This window comes from Streptomyces sp. NPDC031418, assembly GCF_055581605.1.
Genome location: NZ_JBVIJC010000010.1, coordinates 263,871 through 277,611, shown reverse-complemented (window position 1 = coordinate 277,611; position 13,741 = coordinate 263,871). Strand labels below are relative to the sequence as shown.

General features: G+C 72.1%; 16 protein-coding genes. 14 read left to right on the top strand and 2 right to left on the bottom strand.

Annotated features, from left to right (window positions below; genetic code table 11):
• Positions 1 to 87: 87 nt before the first annotated feature.
• Complete coding sequence (locus ACZ5CZ_RS17245; RefSeq protein WP_468943478.1) at positions 88 to 1,812, bottom strand: chitinase; 1,725 nt, start codon at positions 1,810 to 1,812, stop codon at positions 88 to 90.
• A 332-nt stretch (positions 1,813 to 2,144) separates the two neighbouring features.
• On the opposite strand from ACZ5CZ_RS17245, the gene ACZ5CZ_RS17240 reads away from it, so the two are divergent.
• The 8 genes from ACZ5CZ_RS17240 to ACZ5CZ_RS17205 are packed head-to-tail and all read left to right on the top strand — an operon-like array spanning position 2,145 to position 8,957.
• Positions 2,145 to 3,014: a hypothetical protein gene (locus ACZ5CZ_RS17240; protein ID WP_468943585.1), complete on the top strand. Its 870-nt coding sequence runs from the start codon at positions 2,145 to 2,147 to the stop codon at positions 3,012 to 3,014.
• Positions 3,015 to 3,059: 45 nt separating this feature from the next.
• A complete protein-coding gene (cpaB, locus tag ACZ5CZ_RS17235; RefSeq protein ID WP_468943475.1) occupies positions 3,060 to 3,767 on the top strand; it encodes a Flp pilus assembly protein CpaB in 708 nt (235 codons plus the stop codon).
• 12 nt (positions 3,768 to 3,779) lie between these two features.
• Entirely contained in the window at positions 3,780 to 5,015 is a 1,236-nt protein-coding gene (locus ACZ5CZ_RS17230) for a CpaE/TadZ family protein (protein WP_385840293.1), read from the top strand.
• Between the two features lie 7 nt (positions 5,016 to 5,022).
• The gene (locus tag ACZ5CZ_RS17225) at positions 5,023 to 5,400 is read left to right on the top strand and encodes a TadE family protein (protein ID WP_385840292.1); all 378 of its coding nucleotides are present in this window, start codon (positions 5,023 to 5,025) and stop codon (positions 5,398 to 5,400) included.
• 1 nt (position 5,401) lies between these two features.
• On the top strand, positions 5,402 to 5,749 hold the full coding sequence (locus ACZ5CZ_RS17220; RefSeq protein WP_468943472.1) for a TadE/TadG family type IV pilus assembly protein: 348 nt from the start codon (positions 5,402 to 5,404) through the stop codon (positions 5,747 to 5,749).
• Positions 5,750 to 5,767: 18 nt separating this feature from the next.
• A complete protein-coding gene (locus ACZ5CZ_RS17215; RefSeq protein WP_385840290.1) occupies positions 5,768 to 7,105 on the top strand; it encodes a CpaF family protein in 1,338 nt (445 codons plus the stop codon).
• A 6-nt stretch (positions 7,106 to 7,111) separates the two neighbouring features.
• Positions 7,112 to 8,059 (top strand): type II secretion system F family protein, encoded by a 948-nt coding sequence (locus ACZ5CZ_RS17210; RefSeq protein WP_468943469.1) that lies wholly within the window; start codon positions 7,112 to 7,114, stop codon positions 8,057 to 8,059.
• Between the two features lie 10 nt (positions 8,060 to 8,069).
• A complete protein-coding gene (locus ACZ5CZ_RS17205) occupies positions 8,070 to 8,957 on the top strand; it encodes a DUF5936 domain-containing protein (RefSeq protein ID WP_385840287.1) in 888 nt (295 codons plus the stop codon).
• Here the strand turns inward: ACZ5CZ_RS17205 and ACZ5CZ_RS17200 are convergent.
• On the bottom strand, positions 8,944 to 9,633 hold the full coding sequence (locus ACZ5CZ_RS17200; RefSeq protein ID WP_468943466.1) for a ribosomal eL19 family protein: 690 nt from the start codon (positions 9,631 to 9,633) through the stop codon (positions 8,944 to 8,946). The genes ACZ5CZ_RS17205 and ACZ5CZ_RS17200 overlap by 14 nt on opposite strands.
• Between ACZ5CZ_RS17200 and ACZ5CZ_RS17195 the strand changes: the two genes are divergently transcribed.
• The 6 genes from ACZ5CZ_RS17195 to ACZ5CZ_RS17170 all read left to right on the top strand — a co-directional run bounded on the left by ACZ5CZ_RS17195 (position 9,614) and on the right by ACZ5CZ_RS17170 (position 13,739).
• Positions 9,614 to 10,831, top strand: a complete 1,218-nt coding sequence (locus tag ACZ5CZ_RS17195) for a sensor histidine kinase (protein WP_468943463.1) — start codon at positions 9,614 to 9,616, stop codon at positions 10,829 to 10,831. The two genes, ACZ5CZ_RS17200 and ACZ5CZ_RS17195, sit on opposite strands and share 20 nt — an antisense overlap.
• Positions 10,832 to 10,845: 14 nt before the next feature.
• Positions 10,846 to 11,589: a response regulator gene (locus ACZ5CZ_RS17190; RefSeq protein WP_468943461.1), complete on the top strand. Its 744-nt coding sequence runs from the start codon at positions 10,846 to 10,848 to the stop codon at positions 11,587 to 11,589.
• Positions 11,590 to 11,704: 115 nt separating this feature from the next.
• On the top strand, positions 11,705 to 11,890 hold the full coding sequence (locus tag ACZ5CZ_RS17185) for a Flp family type IVb pilin (protein WP_385840281.1): 186 nt from the start codon (positions 11,705 to 11,707) through the stop codon (positions 11,888 to 11,890).
• Entirely contained in the window at positions 11,890 to 12,483 is a 594-nt protein-coding gene (locus ACZ5CZ_RS17180; RefSeq protein ID WP_468943458.1) for a pilus assembly protein TadG-related protein, read from the top strand. The genes ACZ5CZ_RS17185 and ACZ5CZ_RS17180 overlap by 1 nt, the downstream gene beginning before the upstream one ends.
• 34 nt (positions 12,484 to 12,517) lie before the next feature.
• A complete protein-coding gene (locus ACZ5CZ_RS17175) occupies positions 12,518 to 13,105 on the top strand; it encodes a hypothetical protein (protein ID WP_468943582.1) in 588 nt (195 codons plus the stop codon).
• 7 nt (positions 13,106 to 13,112) lie between these two features.
• A complete protein-coding gene (locus ACZ5CZ_RS17170; RefSeq protein WP_468943457.1) occupies positions 13,113 to 13,739 on the top strand; it encodes an OmpA family protein in 627 nt (208 codons plus the stop codon).
• Positions 13,740 to 13,741: the final 2 nt, after the last annotated feature.

Genomic DNA, 13,741 nt, shown 5'->3' with positions numbered 1-13,741 from the left:
CCTCGCTGGCGACCGCAGATGGGGGGACAGTCATACCACCGGCGCCCGGACCTCTCAGAGGGCCGGGCGCCGTTGGGTCACCGGGTGCTAGGGGAGGGCGTGGACATGCGGGGCCACCGTGTTCGACCACGCGTTGCCCGAGGCCGCGTCCCAGTTGGTCGACCAGGTCATCGCGCCCCGCAGGCCGGGGTAGGTCTGCGCGGGCTTGAAGGTGCCGCAGTTGGTGCCGGCCGTCAGGCAGTCCAGGGCGTTGTTCACCACGGACGGAGAGACATAGCCGCTGCCTGCCGCCCTCGTGGAGGCCGGCAGGCCGAGGCCGACCTGGGAGGGGGCGAGGCCGCTCTGGAGCTGGATGCAGGCGAGGGCGGTCAGGAAGTCCACCGAGCCCTGGCTGTAGACCTTGCCGTCGCAGCCCAGCATGGAACCGCTGTTGTAGTACTGGGTGTTGACGACCGTCAGGATGTCCTTCAGGTTCAGCGCGGTCTGGAAGTAGGCGGTCGAGGTCGACTGCATGTCGATCGTCTGGGGCGCCATGGTGATGACCAGGGACGGGCCCGCCTTGGCCGACAGGGCGCGCAGCGCCTGGGTCATGTAGGTCGCGTTGAGGCCGTTCTCCAGGTCGATGTCGACGCCGTCGAAGCCGTACGTCTGCATCAGCGAGTAGACCGAGTCGGCGAAGTGGGCCGCCGACGCGGAGTCGCTCACCGACACCGTGCCGTTCTGCCCGCCGACCGAGATGATCACCTTCTTGCCGGCCGCGTGCTTGGCGGCGATGTCGGCTTTGAACTGGTCGGCCGTGTAGCCGCCGAGACCGGCCGAGTCCAGGGTGAAGGAGACCGCTCCCGGCGTCGAGGTGGCGTCGGCGAAGGCCACCGCGATGATGTCGTACGACGAGGGGACGTCCGACAGCTTCTGCACGGTCGCGCCGTTGTTGAAGTTCTGCCAGTAGCCGGTCACCGCGTGCTTGGGCAGGGAGCCGCCGGTGCCGCCCCCGCCCGTGCCGGAGGAGGCCGTCGTCGCCGTCACCGATGCCGACTTCGCCGACTCGCCCGCCGCGTTGGTCGCCGTCACCTGGAAGCTGTACGACGTCGACGCCGACAGGCCGGTCACCGTCGCGGAGGTGCCGGTCGACGCCGTCACCCTGGTGCCGTTCTCGTAGACGTTGTAGCCGGTCGCGCCGGTGGCGCCGGTCCAGGACAGGGAGACGGAGGAGGAGGTCGTACCGGAGACCGTGAGGCCGGTGGGGGCGGCCGGGACGGTCGGGGCCGGGTCGCCGCCTCCGCCGCCGTCGGGGCCGTAGACCGAGAGGTCGTCGGCGTAGTAGGCCGCCTGGCCGTACCACCCGTGCGTGTAGACCGTGACGGAGGTGGTTGACGCGCCGGTGGTGAAGGTGGTCGTGAGCTGCTTCCAGCTCGCGGTGTCGGGGGTCCAGGTGGACACGTCGGTCGTGCCGGTGCCGGTGACGCCCAGGTAGGAGTAGCCGCCCTGGACCCAGGCGCTCAGCGTGTACGTCGCGTTGGGCCGGACCGCGACGGACTGGGTGCACTGGGCGTCGTCCTGGCCGGCCGGGGTCGCCTTGAGGGCGGCGGTGCCGGAGTGGACCGGGGAGGAGACGGTCGTACCGCTGCCCGCCGTACAGGTCCAGCCGGAGAGGCCGGACTCGAAGCCGGCGTTGCGGACGTTGTTCACGTCCGCCGCGGACGCCGGGGCGGCGGTGGCGAGTCCGGCGAGGGAGAGGGCCAGGGCGGTGGTGGCGGCCCGGGCCGCACCTCGCCGTCCACGGGGTCTGGGTATGCCTGGAGCGCGGTCCACTGGGGCCTCCGGTGGGGGAGTCGACGGGGAGAGGGGGTGCTCGGGCGGTGGCCGCCGTTGGAGGAACAAGTTGGTCCAGACCAATTCCCCTGTCAAGAGGTCCAGACCAAATGGGGGAACGGTTCGCGGCGCAACCTGTCCTGGTTTGAGGACAGTTGTGGCAGGGGAGTTCTACGCGAGCTTCACCAACGCTGTTCTTTGGTCATACGGCCGTGGATACAGTGCTCACGTAGTCACGCAGTGAAGTCGTCCTGGCGCATTGGAGTGACCGTGACACCGGTGGGCCGGCGGGTGTGGAGAGCGGGGAGCTGCGCGTGCCAACTGCCATTGCCGTGACCGGCGCCGACCTGGCCCTGCCGGCCCAGGACGAACGCACCATGCCCGCCGTCGTGCTGCACGACCTGGACCGCCGGCCGATCGAGCAGACCCTCACCGAACTCCACGCGCTGACCGAGCAGTACGGCTATGCCGTGGTCGTCTGCTCACCCGTCACCCCCGAGCCGGTCCTGCGCCGGCTGCACACCCTGCGCGCCCTGCTGGAGAGCGACCGCATCGCCTTCCTGCGGCCGGAGCTGCCCCCGCTGGGCGTCGCCGTACTGGCCCGGCAGCTGCGCCAGCTCGCCTCCTGCGATCTGAGCCCCGGCGTGCTCGCCTCGGCGGGGCGGCTGCTCAGCCACTACATCCACGCCGGAGCCGTCCTCGGCTCCGTCGCCCGGCTGGACCGGGTGCCGGTCGGGCTCACCGCACACGCCAGATCCTGGGTCCCGGGCAGCCAGTTCGCCGTCCTCGCCCACCCCGAACCGCAGCTCGTCAGGGTCGCCCCCGGGGTCACCCTCAAGGGGCCCGACTTCAACACCTGGCTGCTCGTCGCGAAGAACCAGGCGCACGGGCAGGCACCGACCGACTGGGTCACCGACCTGGGCGCCCGGTGGGGCGTGCACGGACTGCGCGAGACCCCGCTGCCCGCCGAGTCACCGCTGTGGTGGGGGACCGGCCGGCTGGTCGAGTTCTGCGCCTATCTCGCCGACCTCTCCGTGCTCTACCAGCTCGTCACCTCCGTACGGCAGACCGGCTGCCACTGGTGCGGCCTCGACGTCATCGGCGACCGCTGCGTCTTCTGCTCCGCCGGCCCACCCGTCCCCGAACCCGCCGCGCCCCGCGCACTGGAACGGCGCGCCCCCGCCCGATCCGCCCGCTCGTGACCCACGTCCCGCTCGGCCGACTCCCCCAATGAGGTTGCACGGTTCATGAACTCCCGTCAGCGCCGCGGCGTGATACTGCTGATCCTCTCGGTCCTGTGCGCTCTCGGCGCGTTCGCCGGCGTGCTGTCCGTCGTCCACGACGTCAATTCCAAGGTCGGGCCCGAGGTCACCGCCTACCGGGTGCGGTCCGACGTCCAGCCGTACACCGCCCTGGACGCCGGGCAGTTCGAGAAGATCGAGATGCCCCGGCGGTGGCTGTCCGGCACCGCCGTCACCGACCTCCGGAAGATCCAGGGCAAGATCGCCGTCACCACGCTGCGCGCCGGGTCCCTGCTCCAGACCGACATGATCGTCGACCAGCCCGCCCTCCAGCCCGGGCAGCAGGAGGTCGCCATCATGATCGACGCGGCGACGGGCGTGGCCGGGAAGATCACCCCCGGCTCGCGGGTCAACGTGTACGCCACCTTCGCGGGCAAGAAGGACGGCGACCCGGACCAGTCGAAGATCATCGTCACCGACGCCCGGGTCCTCGACGTCGGCCGCATCACCGCTCTGGACCCCGACAGCACCAAGAGCCAGCAGCAGCCCACCGAGGCCGTCCCCATCACCTTCGCGCTGTCCACCCTGGACGCCCAGCGCATCACCTACGCCGAGTCCTTCGCCCAGCGCGTCCGCCTCGCGCTGGTGGCACCCGGCGGCGACACCGGCGTCCCCGACAAGGACCGCACCTACGAACTCGCCACGGACAAGTGAGAGGCGGCCCGCATGCCCACCAGGATCCTTCCGGCGGGAGCCGACCCGGACGCCGTACGCTCCCTCGTCACCCTGCTCAGCCAGCTGCCGGACGCCGAACCCCAGCCGCCGGTCGCCGACTCCACCCAGCTGGTCGACGGCCTCGCCCGGCTCGCCGCCGAGTCCGTGGACGAACTCCCCGAAGTGGTCGTCGTCCACGAGCGGATCGGCCCGGTCCCCGCGCTGGAGCTGATCCGCGAGGTCGCGCTGCGCTTCCCGGCCGTCGGCGTCATCCTCGTCACCACCGACGCGAGCCCCGGACTGTTCGCCGCCGCCATGGACTCCGGCGCGCGCGGCCTGGTCGCGCTCCCGCTGTCGTACGAGGAACTCGCCAGCCGCGTCCAGGCCGTCGCCCAGTGGTCCACCGGGGTACGGCGCCATCTCGGGCACGCCGCCGAGGCGATCGGCGGAGCCGGCGGCACGGTCGTCACGGTCAGCGGGGCCAAGGGCGGCGTCGGCGCGACGCTGACCGCCGTCCAGCTGGCCCTCGCCGCACAGGCCTCCGGGCGGCCCACCGCCCTGGTCGACCTCGACCTCCAGACCGGCGACATCGCCTCCTACCTGGACATCCAGTTCCGCCGTTCGGTGGCCGACCTCGCCGCCATCACCGACATCTCGCCCCGGGTCCTCGCCGACGCCGTCTTCCGCCACGACACCGGGCTCGCCCTGCTGCTCGCCCCCGCCGAGGGCGAACGCGGCGAGGAGGTCACCGACCGCGCCGCCCGCCAGATCGTCAGCGCCCTGCGCTCCCGCTACGAGGTCGTCGTCGTGGACTGCGGCGCCCAGCTCGGCGGGGCCGGTGCGGCGGCCGTCGAGATGGCCGACACCGCGCTGCTGCTCGTCACCCCGGACGTCATCGCCGTACGCGCCGCCAAGCGGACCGTGCGGATGTGGGACCGGCTCCAGATCCGCAAGGCCGAGGAGACGACCGTCGTCGTCAACCGGCACACCCGCAGCACGGAGATCCAGCCCCCGCTGGTGCAGCGCATCACCGGGACCGCGCTGGCCCGCACCGCGATCCCGGCCGGCTTCAAGGAGCTGCAAGGCGTCGTGGACGCCGGGCGGCTGCACGAACTGGACGGCAAAAGCGCGGTGAAGCAGGCGCTGTGGGCGCTCGCCGGGGAACTGGGGCTCGCCAGAGCGGCCGAGGGCGCCGCCCACCGGGGCGGGGGACGGGGCATGGCCGGCTTCCGGCGGCGGAAGGAGTGAACGGCCCATGAGAAGGGGTGGGGATCGCGGCCAGGTCAGCATCGAGTTCCTGGGGATGGCCCCGCTGATCATCCTGACGCTGGTGCTGATGTGGCAGGCCGTGCTCGTGGGGTACGCCTACACCCTCGCGGGGAATGCTGCGGACGAAGGGGTGCGGGCGGGCACGGCGGCGCCCCGGGGGGAGCGGCGAGCGGTGTGCGAGCAGGCGGCGCTGGGACATCTGTCGGACGCGTGGCGCAAGGGCGCCGCCGTGGACGACTGCGGCGGCACCGGCTATGTGACCGCGGACGTGTCCGTCAAGGTCCCCGTCCTCTTCCCCGGCTCGATCGACTTCCCGGTCACGGTGCACGGCCACGCCGGCGCCGTGGAGGAGGTGAAGCACTGACATGCCGTACCGCCGCAAGACCCGCGAGGACCGCGGCCAGGTGGCCATCGAGTACCTGGGGTTCGTACCGGTCCTGCTGATCGTCGGGCTGGCCGGCTTCCAGCTCGGGGCCGTCGCCTACGCCGCCGAACAGGCCGGCACCGCCGCCCGGGCCGGGGCGCGGGCCGCGTCGCTGCGGCAGTCCGCCGCGCAGGCCTGCGCCGACGCGGTGAGCGGCGGGATCACGGTGAGCTGCTCCTCCGCCGAGGACGGCACCACCGTGACCGTCACCGCGACCGTCCGCATCCCCGAGATCGTCTGGGACCTCGGCACCGCCACCAAGACCGCCACCATGCCGCTCGACCACTGACCGAGGAGCAGCCGACCCATGAGCCTGCGGGCACGCATCAGCACTCCGGAGGAGCACGCGAGCCGGGGCGAGGACGGGCACCTGGTCGCCTCCTACCGGGCCAAGCTGCTGGAGGAGATCGACCTCGCGGAGATGAGTTCGCTGGCCGCCGCCGAGCGCCGGGCCCGGCTCGAACGCGTCCTCGGGCACATCATCAGCCGCGAGGGCCCGGTGCTGTCCACCGTCGAGCGCTCCCAGCTGATCCGCCGGGTGGTGGACGAGGCGCTGGGCCTCGGCATCCTGGAACCCCTGCTGGAGGACGCCTCCATCACCGAGATCATGGTCAACGGACCGGACGCGATCTTCGTCGAACGCGGCGGCCGGGTCGAGCAGCTGCCGCTGCGGTTCGTCTCCGCCGACCAGCTGATGCAGACCATCGAGCGGATCGTGTCGACGGTCAACCGCCGGGTGGACGAGTCCAATCCGATGGTCGACGCCCGGCTGCCGTCCGGCGAGCGGGTCAACGTCATCATCCCGCCGCTCTCCCTGACCGGCCCCATCCTCACCATCCGCCGCTTCCCGCGCTCCTTCACCCTCCAGGAACTGGTCTCCTTCGGCTCGCTGGACGAGCACATGGTGTACCTGCTGGCCGGCCTGGTGCAGGCCAAGTTCAACATCATCGTCTCGGGCGCCACCGGCACCGGGAAGACCACCCTGCTCAACGCCCTGTCCGGGCTGATCCCGGCGCACGAGCGCATCATCACCATCGAGGACTCCGCCGAACTCCAGCTCCAGCAGACGCACGTCGTCCGGCTGGAGTCGCGGCCGCCGAACGTCGAGGGCAAGGGCCAGATCACCATCCGCGACCTGGTCCGCAACTCGCTGCGCATGCGGCCCGACCGGATCGTGGTCGGCGAGGTCCGCGGCGGCGAGTCCCTGGACATGCTCCAGGCGATGTCCACCGGCCACGACGGCTCACTGGCCACCGTGCACGCCAACAGCGCCGAGGACGCGCTCACCCGGCTCCAGACGCTCGCCTCCATGTCCGACGTCGAGGTGCCCTTCATCGCCCTGCACGACCAGATCAACAGCGCGGTCGACGTCCTCGTCCAGCTCACCCGGTTCGCCGACGGCGCCCGCCGCATCACCGAGATCGCCCTGCTCGACAGCCACGGCGGAGAGCCGTACCGGCTGGCCACCGCCGCCCGCTTCGAGGCCCAACCGATGGCCGCCGACGGCCGTGTGCACGGCACCTTCCGGTACTTCCCGCTGCCCCGCCGCACCGCCGACCGCCTCTACATGGCGAGCCAGCCGGTCCCGCAGGCCTTCGGGGTCGCCCGCACCGCCGACCAGCTCGCCACCCGAGAAGCCAGGTAGCCGCCCATGGAACTGCACACCCTCACCCTGCTGACCACCGGCGCCGCCCTGCTGACCTGCGTCCTGGCCGTGGCCGGGGTGCACGTCTACGCGGCCGGCCGGGCCCGGCGCGCCGCCCTGGTCGACCGGCTCGCGCACACCGGCCCGCCGTCCGCCCGGACCGGCCGCCGGCGCCGCTTCCGCGACCTGGACCGGCGACTGCGCCGCATCCGCCTGGGCCGCTGGCTGGAACACCGGCTCGCCACCACCGGCCTGGACGTCACCCCGGGCGAGTTCTTCGCCGCCATGCTCGGCACGGTCGCCGCGCTCTGGCTGATCGGCCAGGCCGCCCTCGCCCCCTTCTTCGGGCCGATCGCCGGGCTGCTGGGCGTCTGGGCGGCGGTGCAGTTCCTCAACTGGCAGCGGCAGAAACGCATCGAGCGGTTCATCAACCAGCTCCCCGAACTCGCCCGCATCCTCGCCAACGCCACCCAGGCCGGACTCGCGCTGCGCACCGCCATCGGCATGGCCGCGGAGGAGCTGGAGGCCCCGGCCGGCGAGGAACTCTCCAAGGTCGCCGACCAGCTGGCCGTCGGCCACTCCCTGGACGACGCGCTCGGCGAACTCGCCGGCCGCCTCCCCTCCCGCGAACTGGTTGTCCTGGTCACCACCCTGGTGCTGTCCAACCGGGCCGGCGGCCAGGTGGTGTCGGCCCTGCGCAACCTCACCGAGACCCTGGAGGAGCGCAAGGAGACCCGGCGCGAGATCCGCACCCAGCTCTCCCAGGTGACCATGACGTCGTACGCCGTCCCCGTCCTCGGCGTCGGCGCGCTGTTCCTGATGAACGGCGTCAGGGACGGCGCGCTGGCCCGGATGACCGGCTCACCGGTCGGCCAGGGGTGCGTGCTCGTGGCGTTCGTGCTGTACGCCGTCGGCTTCGTCCTCATCCGGCGGATGAGCCGGATCGACGTGTGAGGGGCACGCCATGGCCTTACTGCTCGCCCTGCTGACGGCCCTCGGCGTCGGCGGCGCCCTCGCCGGCATCCGCATGTACCGGGCGGACGCCAAGCTCCCCGGCGATCTCGCCGTCGCCCTGGAGGTCGGCGCCACCCGCACCGGCGCGGTGGACTCGGTCATCGACCGCATGGGCATGCGCTACGCGCCCGCCGTGCTCCGCCTGATGGGCCCCCGCCTGGTGGCCAGGGTCCGCCGCAGGATCGACCTCGCGGGCAACCCCGGCGGCCTGACCCTCGACCGCTACGCGGCCCGCCGCGCGGTGTACGGCGCGCTGGGCGCCGTGGGCTGCCTGGTCTTCCTGCTCCGCGGCCAGTGGTTCGTGGCCCTGCTGCTGCTCCTGTTCGGCGCGTTCTGGACGGAGGTCGGCATCTGGTCGGCGATCCGGGTCCGCAAGGACGTCATCGAGCGCACGCTGCCGGACTTCCTGGACGTGCTGGCGGTCGTCGTCAGCGCCGGGCTCGGCTTCCGCCAGGCCCTGGACCGCGTGGCCACCCGCTACGAGGGCCCGTGGGCCGACGAACTGCGCATCACCCTGCGCCAGATGGACCTGGGCATGAGCCGCCGCCAGGCCTTCGCCGAGCTGCGCCGGCGCAACGACTCCGAACAGGTCGCCATGTTCGTCACAGCCCTCCAGCAGGGCGAGGAGCTGGGCGCGCCGATCGTGGACACCCTGGTCTCCCTGGCCAAGGACATGCGCCGCACCGACGCCCAGAACGCCCGCCGCAAGGCTGCCCGCGCGGTGCCCAAGGCCACGCTGCTGATCACCACCTTCATGGTCCCGGCGACGATGCTGCTGCTGGGCGCGGGCCTGATCCTGGGCTCCGGGGTGGACTTCGGCTCCCTCACGGGGAAGTAGGGGCGGCCATGACGGTGCCGGGGCTGACGGTGGGGCGGGGCGGGGCAGCAGCCCTGCGGGGCGGGCCGCTGTCGTGGGCGGTACGGCTGCTGTGGTGGGCCGGCGGGTTGTTGTCCTGGGTGGGGTGGCCGCGGTCGTGGGCGGGAGGGTTGTTTGCCCGGGCCGGGCGGCCGCGGTCGTGGGCGGGTGGGTTGTTGTCCTGGGTGGGGTGGCTGCGGTCGTGGGCGGGTGGGTTGTTGTCCTGGGTGGGGTGGCTGCGGTCGTGGGCGGGTGGGTTGTTGTCCTGGGTGGGGCGGCCGCGGTCCTGGGCGGGAGGGTTGTTTGCCCGGGCCGGGCGACCGCGGTCGTGGGCGGGGCGACGGCCGTCCTGGGCAGGACGGTTGGTCTCCTGGGCGGGGCGACGGCCGTCCCGGGCGGGTGGGTTGCTGTCCTGGGCCGGGCGGCCCCTGTCGTGGGCGGGAGAGTGGGTGTCCCGGGCCGCGCGGCCGCTGTTCCGGGCGGGTGGGCTGCTGTCCTGGGCCGGGCGGCCGCGGTCGTGGGCGGGACGGCTACTGCCGTGGGTGGGGCGGCTGTTGTCCCGGGCCAGGTGGCCCCTGCCGTGGGCCGGGCCGGTCAGGGAACGGGACGGGACGCCCGAGCCCTCCGAGAAACTCCAGGTGCGGGCGCTCCAGGCCATGTGCCGGCAGGTCTTCGGCTTCCGGCTGGCGATGATCGTCCTGGCCGCCCCCGCCGCCCTGCTGAACGCCCGCCCCGGCCTCGGCGTCCGCCTGGTCGGCGCGGCGGTGGTCGTCACCTTCATGGTGTCCTACGTCCTCTTCCGCGACTGGGCCCGCTTCGGCCCCCTCCTGCTGCGCCACCCCGCACTGCTCGCCGCCGACACCCTCTTCGGCTCCCTCCTTCTCGTCTCGGCGGGCCCGGACACCACCCTCGCCTACGTCAGCGTCTGCACCCCGCTGCTGGCCGGGCTCGTCTACGGCTGGCGGGGCGCGGCCTGCTTCGCCTCGCTCCAGTCCCTGATCCTGCTGCTGGTCCACGCCACCCTGAAGGCCGGCCGGCACGCCCCGGTGGCCGAGGCCCTGCTGCTGCCGGGCCTGTGCGTGATCGCCGGAGCCATGGGCTCCACCCTGCGCAACCTGATGCTCCGCTTCGGCGCGGCGACCCAGGCGCTCACGGCGGTCCAGGCCCGGCTCGCGGCGACGGAGGCGGTCGGCGCGGAACGGGCCCGGCTCGCCCGCGAGATGCACGACTCGGTGGCCAAGACCCTGTACGGCGTGGCCCTCGCCGCCGACGGCCTGGCGGCCACGGCCCGGGCCGACGCGCCCGATCCGGCCCGGGTACGGCAGCAGGCGGAACTCGTCTCCCGCTCGGCCCGCAGGGCGGCGGCGCAGTCCCGGGAACTCCTGGCGGACCTGCGCAGGGAGGGCGGACCGGACGTCGTACACCTCTGGCCGGAACTCCAGGCGCAGGCGGCCGACTTCGCGGCCCGCACCGGCCTGCCGACGACCTTCCGCCACACCGGTGACTCCCCCCTCCCGCCCGTCCCCGACCCGCCGGCCCGGCATCTGCTGGCCATCGCGGCGGAGGCGATGGAGAACGCGCACCGCCATGCGGCCGCGAGCCGCCTGGAGATCACCGCCGGGGTGCACGACGGCCTGCTCCGCCTCACGGTGTACGACGACGGCAAGGGGCTGCCCCCCGACAGCACCCTCGACCACCTCCGCCGCTCCGGCCACTTCGGCCTGCTCGGCATGGTCGAGCGCGCGGCCGCGGCGGGCGCCCGCATCCGGATCGGCCGCGGCACGCACGAACGGGGCACCGAGGTACGCGTGGACCTGCCCCTGCCCCACCTCACCACCGACACCGACGCCCCCTGAGAGGAGGCCCCCCGATGTACCACCCCGACCTGCTGCCGCCCGCACCCGCGGCCCCGCTGCGCCTGGTCGTGGCCGACGACAACCCGGTGGTCCGCGCGGGCCTGACGGCGCTGCTGTCCGGCCGTACGGACACCACGGTGGTGGCCGAGGCGGCGGACGGCCGCGAGGCGTACGAGGCGGCGCTGCGGCACCGGCCGGACGTCGTCCTCCTCGACGTCCGCATGCCCGGCGTCGACGGAATCGCGGCATTGCCCCACCTGGTGCGGCTGGCCCCCGTCATGATGCTCACCTACAGCCATGAGCCGGAGACCGTACGGGAGGCGCTGCGGCTGGGGGCGGGGGGATACCTGGTGCACGGCGAGTTCACGACGGAGCAGCTGGTACGGGCGGTGCGGGACGTGCGGGAGGGGCGGCCGCATGTGACCCCGGGCGCGACAAGGGCCTTACTGCCGACCCTTCTTCCTTATGCACCCGCACATAGCGAACCCCAAGCCCCTTGCATTGAAGGTAAATTCCCACCCCATCCTCTTTCGCAGATGCAACCACCCGTGGGACAGTCGTTCCGCTCTCGGTTCCGGCTGAGTACCAGGGAGGCGGAGATCATGGACCTCATCGCGTCCGGCATGAGCAACCAGGAGATCGCCGCCACCTGCTTCATCAGCGAGAAGACGGTCAAGAACCACATCAACCGCATCTTCGCCAAGCTGCACTCCACCACCAGGTCCCAGGCGACGGCGAAATGGCTGGGGGTGGCCTGAATGCCCGCCCCCACCACCCCGGAATGGGCCCGCGATTGGGCCCTGGGACCCTCCACCCCGACCCGCTCCGGCGCCTACCGTTCCGGGATCCGCAGCGCAGCCGGAGGGGAGCACCATGAGCGACTGGATGCTGAAGTTGCTGGTGGCCATGGAACGCCGCACCGACGACAGGGGCCAGACCGCCGTCGAGTACCTCGGCATCATCGCGGTGGTGGTGGCGATCGTGCTGGCGATCACGGGCACGGATATCGGGCAGACCATCCTGGACAAGATCAGGGAAAAGATCGCCGAAATCACCTGATGTGCCGACGTCGGCGCAGCGATTCCGGGCAGGCCTTCCCCATCTACCTCACGGTGGTGGCGGGCCTGCTCTTTCTTGCGCTCGCCTATCTGGCGGTCGGCCAGGCCTCGGTGAACCGGAGCGGCGCGCAGACCGCGGCGGACGCGGCCGCGCTGGCGGCGGCCCAGGACCAGCGTGACCAGCTCACCGGAAAGTGGCTGGAGAACCTGAAAGACCCCGCGAAGTGGCAGGACATCTTCGCCGGAAAGGCGGATCTCACCTCGTCGTGCTGGCGTGCCGACGAGCTCGCCGCCCAGAACGACGGCCAGGTGCAACGGTGCGACGAATCCCAGCCGCTGAAAGTCACCGTGGACGTCAGGACCAACAAGCCGGTCGGCGATTCCGTCGTCCCCGGGGTGAAGGACATCAGGTCGACGGAGTCCGCCACGGCCGTCGTAGAGCTGCGCTGCAAGGTCAACCCGCCTGACCTGGAAACGGGCGACAGCCCGCTTCCCCGGCTCACCTGCGACGGCAAGGTCTGGAACCCGGATCCGGGTCGCCCGGAGGAATTGCCGCAGCCGCAGGATCTGTTCGATGTCCACCTGGCCGACTGACAAGCGAACGACCATGGAAGAGGGAAGCGGAGCGATGAGCATGCGGTTCACTGCGAGAGCCCGCAACGGAGTGGTCGCACTGACCATTGCGGCCGGCATGGCCGTGGGCGCGGCCGGCTGCGGTGGCGGTGGGGGAAAGGACGACGCCAAGAAGCCGACGCCTTCGGCACCGGCGTCCAAGAGCAGTGGTTCCGATGCCAGTCCTCAGGAAGGTCAGGCGGACGCGCCTTTGGCCGAACTCAAGGGCCCGAATGGTCTGCTCCTTCAGATCACCTCCGCGAAGCGGGACACCGGTGGCTTTGTCACGGTCAACGGCGACCTCAAGAACGACAGCGGCAGCGAGGCCGTCATTCCCTCGAACCTCAGCGGCAACGAGACCGAGATCATCAAGAACGGCAGTTCGCTCGGTGGCGCGACCCTCGTCGACCCGAAAGGCAAGAAGCGCTATTACGTCCTACGCGACACGGACGGACGGCCCCTCACCACGACGGGCCTGCCCGAACTGAAGTCAGGGGCGTCCCTGCCGGTCTTCATGCAGTTCCCCTCCCCGCCGGCCGATACGTCCCAGGTCGGCTTCCAGCTTCCTGGGTTCTCGACGGCCACCATCCAGATCTCCGGGTGAGGCCCCCGTGACCACCACACCCCGCCTCGCACTGCCCCTCACCACCGCCACCCTCCTCCTCACCCTCGCCCTCCCCGCCTCCGCCCACGCCGACGGCACCGGCCCCAGTGGGCCCCCCGGCACCGCGCCGTCCGCCGCCGCGCCGGTGAAGATCGACCCCACCGATCCGGACCTGAAGCTGCCCGAAGGGGCCACGCTCGCCGCGCCCAAGGTGCTGGACATCAAGTCGGTCGTGGAGGACCAGAGCGGGGACGAGCGCCGGGAGGACACCAACGCCGACGTGACCTTCGCCCTCCAGGCCGAGGTGCTGTTCGGCAAGGACAGCGCCAGGCTCGGCGACGACGCGAAGGCCCGCATCGCCACCATCGCCGAGGAGATCAGAAAGCAGCACGCGACCCAGGTCCGCGTCTTCGGCTTCACCGACGACCTCGGCTCCGCCGCCCACGGCGACATCCTGTCCCGGCAGCGCGCCAACGCCGTCCAGGCCGTCCTGGACCAGGACCTCGACGACCCGGGCATCACCTTCGAGGTCCGCGGCTACGGCGAACAGTTCCCGATCGCCGACAACTCCACCGAGGAGGGCCGCAGGAAGAACCGAAGGGTCGAGGTCTCCTTCCCCCGCACCCAGAACTGAAC

Bases quoted from the DNA above. Each gene is read 5' to 3' on its own strand.
- cpaB (WP_468943475.1), top strand. From the start codon at position 3,060: ATGAACTCCCGTCAGCGCCGCGGCGTGATACTGCTGATCCTCTCGGTC.
- ACZ5CZ_RS17205 (WP_385840287.1), top strand. From the start codon at position 8,070: ATGGCCTTACTGCTCGCCCTGCTGACGGCCCTCGGCGTCGGCGGCGCC.
- ACZ5CZ_RS17200 (WP_468943466.1), bottom strand. From the start codon at position 9,633: ATGGCCTGGAGCGCCCGCACCTGGAGTTTCTCGGAGGGCTCGGGCGTC.
- ACZ5CZ_RS17220 (WP_468943472.1), top strand. From the start codon at position 5,402: ATGCCGTACCGCCGCAAGACCCGCGAGGACCGCGGCCAGGTGGCCATC.
- ACZ5CZ_RS17225 (WP_385840292.1), top strand. From the start codon at position 5,023: ATGAGAAGGGGTGGGGATCGCGGCCAGGTCAGCATCGAGTTCCTGGGG.
- ACZ5CZ_RS17175 (WP_468943582.1), top strand. From the start codon at position 12,518: ATGAGCATGCGGTTCACTGCGAGAGCCCGCAACGGAGTGGTCGCACTG.
- ACZ5CZ_RS17230 (WP_385840293.1), top strand. From the start codon at position 3,780: ATGCCCACCAGGATCCTTCCGGCGGGAGCCGACCCGGACGCCGTACGC.
- ACZ5CZ_RS17210 (WP_468943469.1), top strand. From the start codon at position 7,112: ATGGAACTGCACACCCTCACCCTGCTGACCACCGGCGCCGCCCTGCTG.
- ACZ5CZ_RS17185 (WP_385840281.1), top strand. From the start codon at position 11,705: ATGAGCGACTGGATGCTGAAGTTGCTGGTGGCCATGGAACGCCGCACC.
- ACZ5CZ_RS17180 (WP_468943458.1), top strand. From the start codon at position 11,890: ATGTGCCGACGTCGGCGCAGCGATTCCGGGCAGGCCTTCCCCATCTAC.
- ACZ5CZ_RS17190 (WP_468943461.1), top strand. From the start codon at position 10,846: ATGTACCACCCCGACCTGCTGCCGCCCGCACCCGCGGCCCCGCTGCGC.
- ACZ5CZ_RS17215 (WP_385840290.1), top strand. From the start codon at position 5,768: ATGAGCCTGCGGGCACGCATCAGCACTCCGGAGGAGCACGCGAGCCGG.